Source organism: Archangium sp. (assembly GCF_036389735.1).
In the GTDB taxonomy this organism is placed as follows: Bacteria; Myxococcota; Myxococcia; order Myxococcales; family Myxococcaceae; genus Archangium.
The window spans coordinates 1-4,499 of sequence record NZ_DASVWK010001153.1; the positions used below are offsets into that span (position 1 = coordinate 1).

A 4,499-nucleotide genomic window follows, 5' to 3' on the forward strand; every position below is an offset into this window, starting at 1 on the left:
GCACCTGGGACGCCTAGGCGCCCGCCTGGGGCAGGGGGTGGTCCGTCAGGTAGCGAAGCACGTCATCCAGGTGCCGGTAGACGCGCACCTCGTGGCGGATGACGGTCTCGACGAGGCCCCGCGGGTCGATGATGTAGGTGACACGCCGGTCCACGTTCAGCATGGGCCAGAGCACGTCGTACGCCTTGCTGATGGTGCGCTGCTCGTCACCCAGGAGCGGGAAGTGGATGTTCTCCTGCTCGGCGAAGGCGCACTGTGTCCGCACCGTGTCCACCGACACGCCCACCAGCTCGGCCCCCAGCGAGCGGAGGCGCTCGTGGTTGTCGCGGAAGTGCCGGGTCTCCTCGGTGCAGCCGATGGTGAAGGCCTTGGGGAAGAAGAAGAGCACCACGCGCCGCCCCCGCATGGCGGAGAGCGAGAAGGCGCGTCCCTGGCAATCAGTCCCGGTGAAGTCCGGGGCGGAATTTCCCACGTCGAGCATCTTCTTGGGCCTCCTCGGCCCGCTCTCCCCTAGCATGTTCCCCCTGCCGCGCCCACGCATCCCATCGCCCCGAGTCCCACCGTGGCCCTCCTTCCCGCCGACCCGCTGCCACCTTCCTTCCTCGACCGACTCGCCCGCGCCCTCGGCGTCACCCGGGTGGCACGGGTGACCGGGTTGGACCGGGCTGGGGTGGAGGTGGTGGCCGCGATACGCCCAGGCGGGTACGTGCTCCAGGTGTGCAACGGCAAGGGACTGGATTTCCAGGCCGCGGCGGCCGGGGCCCTCCTGGAGACGGCGGAGTTGTGGGCGGCCGAGACGGTACCGCCCGAGCGGCTCGTCTGGGGGACGTTGGCGGGGCTCGAGTCCCGGGAGCGTGCCGCCTGGGGCGCCGAGGCCCTCGGCACCCGGGGCGGGGTGGCGGCCCCCCGCTTGTGGGGCCACGAGGTGCGCTGTGCCTGGCGCGAGGCCACCGAGTTGCACTCCGGCGCGCCCGTGCTCGTCCCCGCCCAGGGCGTGTACTGCCCTCCCTCGGGCGCGCCGTCCCTCGGCCCGGTGAGCGTGCAGTGGACGAGCAACGGCTCGGGCGCCCACCCCGAGCGCGCCCGGGCGCTCCTGCATGCGCTGCTGGAGGCCACCGAGCGCGACCAGCTCGCACGGGTCCTCCCGGAAGGTTGGACGGAGGAGGCGCTCCGCTCGCGCATGCTGCGTCCCGCCGGGCTGGAGGCGGGGGCTCCGCGCACGGCGGCGCTCGCCCGGTCGCTGGGGCTGCGTGGCTTCGACGTCCACCTCTTCGACCTCACCCCCGGCGCACGGTCACCCGGTGCGGCGGCCCTGCCCGTGGGCGCGGCCCTGCTCGTGGACAAGGACCAGGGCCCCGTGCCGTTGGCGGCGGGCTACGCATGCGGGCTGGGGCGGGAGCAGGCCCTGCTCGGCGCCCTGCTGGAGGCGGCGCAGTCCCGCCTGACCGACATTCATGGTGCACGCGAGGACGTGGCCGCCACGGACCACGAGGCCGCCCTCGCCCTGGCCGCCGCCTGCGCCGAGGTGCGTCCGCGCCGGGGCGTGGAGGCCATGCCCGACCTCTCCGACGCGGTGTCCTCGCCGGAGGAGGCCGTGCGCGAGGTCCTCACCCGGCTCGCTCGGGCGGGCTTCCCCCGGGCCGCCGCCGTCGAGCTGGATGCCCCTCTTCCCGGACTCCACGTGGTGCGCGTGGTGGTGCCCGGCCTGCGTGTCTCGGAGCTGCTGTGAAACGAGCTGCTGTGAAGCGTCGTCCGGCCCCCTCCCGTCCCGATGACCTCGTCGTCTTCCTCGGCCCCTCGCTGCCGGAGGAAGAGGCCCTCGCGCTGGCGCCCTGCCGCGTGCTGCCACCGGCCCGCCAGGGGGACGTGTGGCGGGCGCTCTCGCTGCGCCCCCGGGCCATCGCGCTGGTGGATGGTGTCTTCGAGGCGCAGCCCTCCGTCTGGCACCACGAGCTGCTGGCCGCGCTCGATGCCGGGGTGACGGTATTCGGCGGAGCCAGCATGGGCGCCCTGCGCGCGGCGGAGCTCGCCGAGCACGGCATGGTGGGCGTGGGCCATATCTTCGAGGCCTACCGCCGGGGCGAGCTGGTGGACGACTCCGAGGTGGCGCTGCTCCACGCCGACGCGGAGCACGGCTTCCGCCCCTTCTCGGTGCCGCTCGTCAACGTGCGCCACGCGGCCCGGCTGGCGAGGGGCGCGCGGGTGCTCGTGCCTCGCGAGGCCCAGGCCCTGGTGGACGCGGCCGCGGCCCTCTTCTACCAGGACCGCACCTGGCCCCGGGTACTCGCGGCCGTGGCCGAGGCCTGGCGTCCGGCTACCCGGGCGAAGTGGGACGCCTGGGCCGCCGGGGGCTTGGAGGACCTCAAGCGCGAGGATGCCCGGGCCTGCATCCAGGCCGCCGGGGCCTTCGTCGCCTCCGGAGTGCCGGCCCCGGCGCGAGCGCGCACCCATCGGGCCGCGCCGTCCTCGTACGTGCGGCGCCGTCGCCTCGTGGAGGGGTTGTGCGCGCTGGGAGAGGAACTCGTGTCCTCCGAGGACGTGCTCGACGTGCTGCGCGAGGCCCCCGACGCGGCGGCGCTGGCCGAGGAGGGACTGCGGCGGGCGCTGCTCGCGGGGTGGGCGCGGACGCTCGGGCTCGTCCCCACCCCCGAGGAGGTGGCACGGGCCGAGGCGGAATGGTGGGCGCACCTGGGCCTGTCGCCGGAGGAGCGCGAGGCCTGGCTCGCCGCCTGTGGCCTGGACGCGCACGAGCTGCGGCGACTGTGCGAGGAACGCGCCCTGGAGCGACTCACCCTCGAGCACGCGACGCGGCTGCTGCCGGATGGGCCCTCGTGGGACGAGGCGCTCGCGAACGAGGCGCGCCTCCAGGGCCGCTGGGTGGAGGAGGCCCGGGGGCTCGTCACCCCGAAGCGGAGTCGGCGCAAGCGCTGAGCCTGGGGCGAGGGTGCGCGGTCAGTCGCAGATCTGCCGGCAGATGGCGGGAGTCAGCTTCGGGTCGTTCTGCTGGTTGACGTACTCCTGGCAGGACAGCGCGTTCAGGGCATCCTGACAGTCCGCGAACTCGCCCATGTGGAAGGTGCTCTTGCCCGCGTTGGGGCCGACACAGTTCTGCGCCTCCTCCGTGCGCTCGCCGCAGCCATTGGCGGCGTAGAACTTCGCCTTGCATTCGTCCACGTTGGCCCCATAGACGTACTGGAACGGGGCTGTATCCTTGTCGGTCCGGCACGCGAAGTTCCGCTCGCAGAGCTGGTCGGTCATCTGGTGGCAGACCTCCTGGGGTGAGGGGGTGCAGCCGAGGACGGTGAGGGCGAGCAGCGCACTGCCAACGAGCGGGGACGGGCGCATGGTGGGGCATCTCCAGGCGGAGGGGTGTTTCCCCGAGTTACCATCGGCCTCCCTGGTGGGACCGCTCCCGGGCGGGCCTTCCCCCGAGGGGTGTGCGTCAGCCAACGAGGGCGGGCAGGCCTGCAACCACCGGCTGACACTGTGAGGGAGGCGGGTGGGCATTACCCTTACCAGACGGCGGCGCGAGGGGACGGCGCCGGAGGTGGCGAGACGATGACCCGGATATGCCAGGACGAGGTCGGTCGCTGTGACTTCATCGACGTGCTCGAGGAGGCGGTCCTGCGCCACCGGCCGGTGGCGGTCCAGCTGCGCGAGGGCGAGGCCTTCATCGATGAGGTGCTGGACGTGGTCACCGAGCAGGGGGACGACTTCGCCGTCTTCAAGTCGCACGCGCGGGTGTCCGTGGGGGACATCCTCGCCGTCACGCGGGCGCAGCCGCTCATGCCGCGGTGGTGAAGCGGAGCGGCTGGAGTAGGGTGCACGCTGGATGAATCCTCAAGACCAGAGCGAGTCCTGGCGCTGCCTGCGCGCCGATGCGCGGGAGCCCGAGGGCTATCGGGCGGTGCTGGGGGAGGCCAAGGCCGCCTTCCTGCACACGGACCCGCCGTACTGCCTGCTCACGCGGCGCCGCAAGGGGGGAGACCTGAGGGACCCCCGCGCGAACAAGAAGATCGACCGCAACCCCATCGTGCGCTTCGAGACGGTGCGGGACTACCGTGTCTTCACCGAGGCGTGGATGACGCGGGCGGTGGCGCACCTCACCCCGGACGCGACGCTGGCCATCTGGACGAACCTGCTGGGCAAGGATCCCATCCTCGCGGTGGCGCGCTCGCTGGGCTACGGCCACCTGCGGGGCGAGTACACCTGGGGCAAGCGCACCACGGACAAGAACGCGAACGAGCAGACGCTGCGCGTGTACGAGGTGGCGTTGGTGCTCTCGCGCACGCCCGAGCCGCCGATGGACCCGGCGGGCCTGCCCACTGTCTGGGCGGTGGTGGGGGGCTATGACGACGACGCCGAGGCGGCGCGCTGGAGCAACCACCCCCACCACAAGCCCTTCTCCGTGCTGGAGCCCCTGGTGCGCACCTGGAGCCGGCCGGGGGACTGGGTGTTGGATCCGTTCGCGGGCAGTGGCTCGATGCCGTCGGCGGCAC

6 protein-coding genes are annotated in these 4,499 nt (G+C 73.1%); 4 read left to right on the forward strand and 2 right to left on the reverse strand.

Translation table 11 applies throughout. The features are described from left to right. Nucleotides 1–13 precede the first annotated feature (13 nt). Complete coding sequence (locus VF794_RS41545) at nt 14–481, reverse strand: peroxiredoxin (protein WP_331119581.1); 468 nt, start codon at nt 479–481, stop codon at nt 14–16. 81 nt (nt 482–562) lie between these two features. On the opposite strand from VF794_RS41545, the gene VF794_RS41550 reads away from it, so the two are divergent. Together VF794_RS41550 and VF794_RS41555 are read left to right on the forward strand one after the other, a co-directional pair. Then, nucleotides 563–1,729 carry a YcaO-like family protein gene (locus tag VF794_RS41550; RefSeq protein WP_331119583.1) on the forward strand — a complete coding sequence of 389 codons (1,167 nt, stop codon included), beginning with the start codon at nt 563–565 and terminating at the stop codon, nt 1,727–1,729. 11 nt (nt 1,730–1,740) lie between these two features. Beyond that, nucleotides 1,741–2,931, forward strand: a complete 1,191-nt coding sequence (locus VF794_RS41555; protein WP_331119585.1) for a TfuA-like protein — start codon at nt 1,741–1,743, stop codon at nt 2,929–2,931. 21 nt (nt 2,932–2,952) lie between these two features. On the opposite strand, the gene VF794_RS41560 is transcribed toward VF794_RS41555, so the two are convergent. Continuing rightward, entirely contained in the window at nt 2,953–3,345 is a 393-nt protein-coding gene (locus VF794_RS41560) for a hypothetical protein (RefSeq protein ID WP_331119587.1), read from the reverse strand. A gap of 213 nt (nt 3,346–3,558) precedes the next feature. On the opposite strand from VF794_RS41560, the gene VF794_RS41565 reads away from it, so the two are divergent. Further along, complete coding sequence (locus VF794_RS41565; RefSeq protein WP_331119589.1) at nt 3,559–3,801, forward strand: hypothetical protein; 243 nt, start codon at nt 3,559–3,561, stop codon at nt 3,799–3,801. A 31-nt stretch (nt 3,802–3,832) separates the two neighbouring features. Continuing rightward, nucleotides 3,833–4,499, forward strand: a 667-nt coding sequence (locus VF794_RS41570) for a DNA methyltransferase (protein WP_331119590.1), incomplete at its 3' end; no start/stop codon positions are given.

What these genes read in the sequence shown, in the direction of transcription:
- VF794_RS41545 (WP_331119581.1), bottom strand. Translation starts at nt 481, where the DNA reads ATGCTCGACGTGGGAAATTCCGCCCCGGACTTCACCGGGACTGATTGC.
- VF794_RS41560 (WP_331119587.1), bottom strand. Translation starts at nt 3,345, where the DNA reads ATGCGCCCGTCCCCGCTCGTTGGCAGTGCGCTGCTCGCCCTCACCGTC.
- VF794_RS41565 (WP_331119589.1), top strand. Translation starts at nt 3,559, where the DNA reads ATGACCCGGATATGCCAGGACGAGGTCGGTCGCTGTGACTTCATCGAC.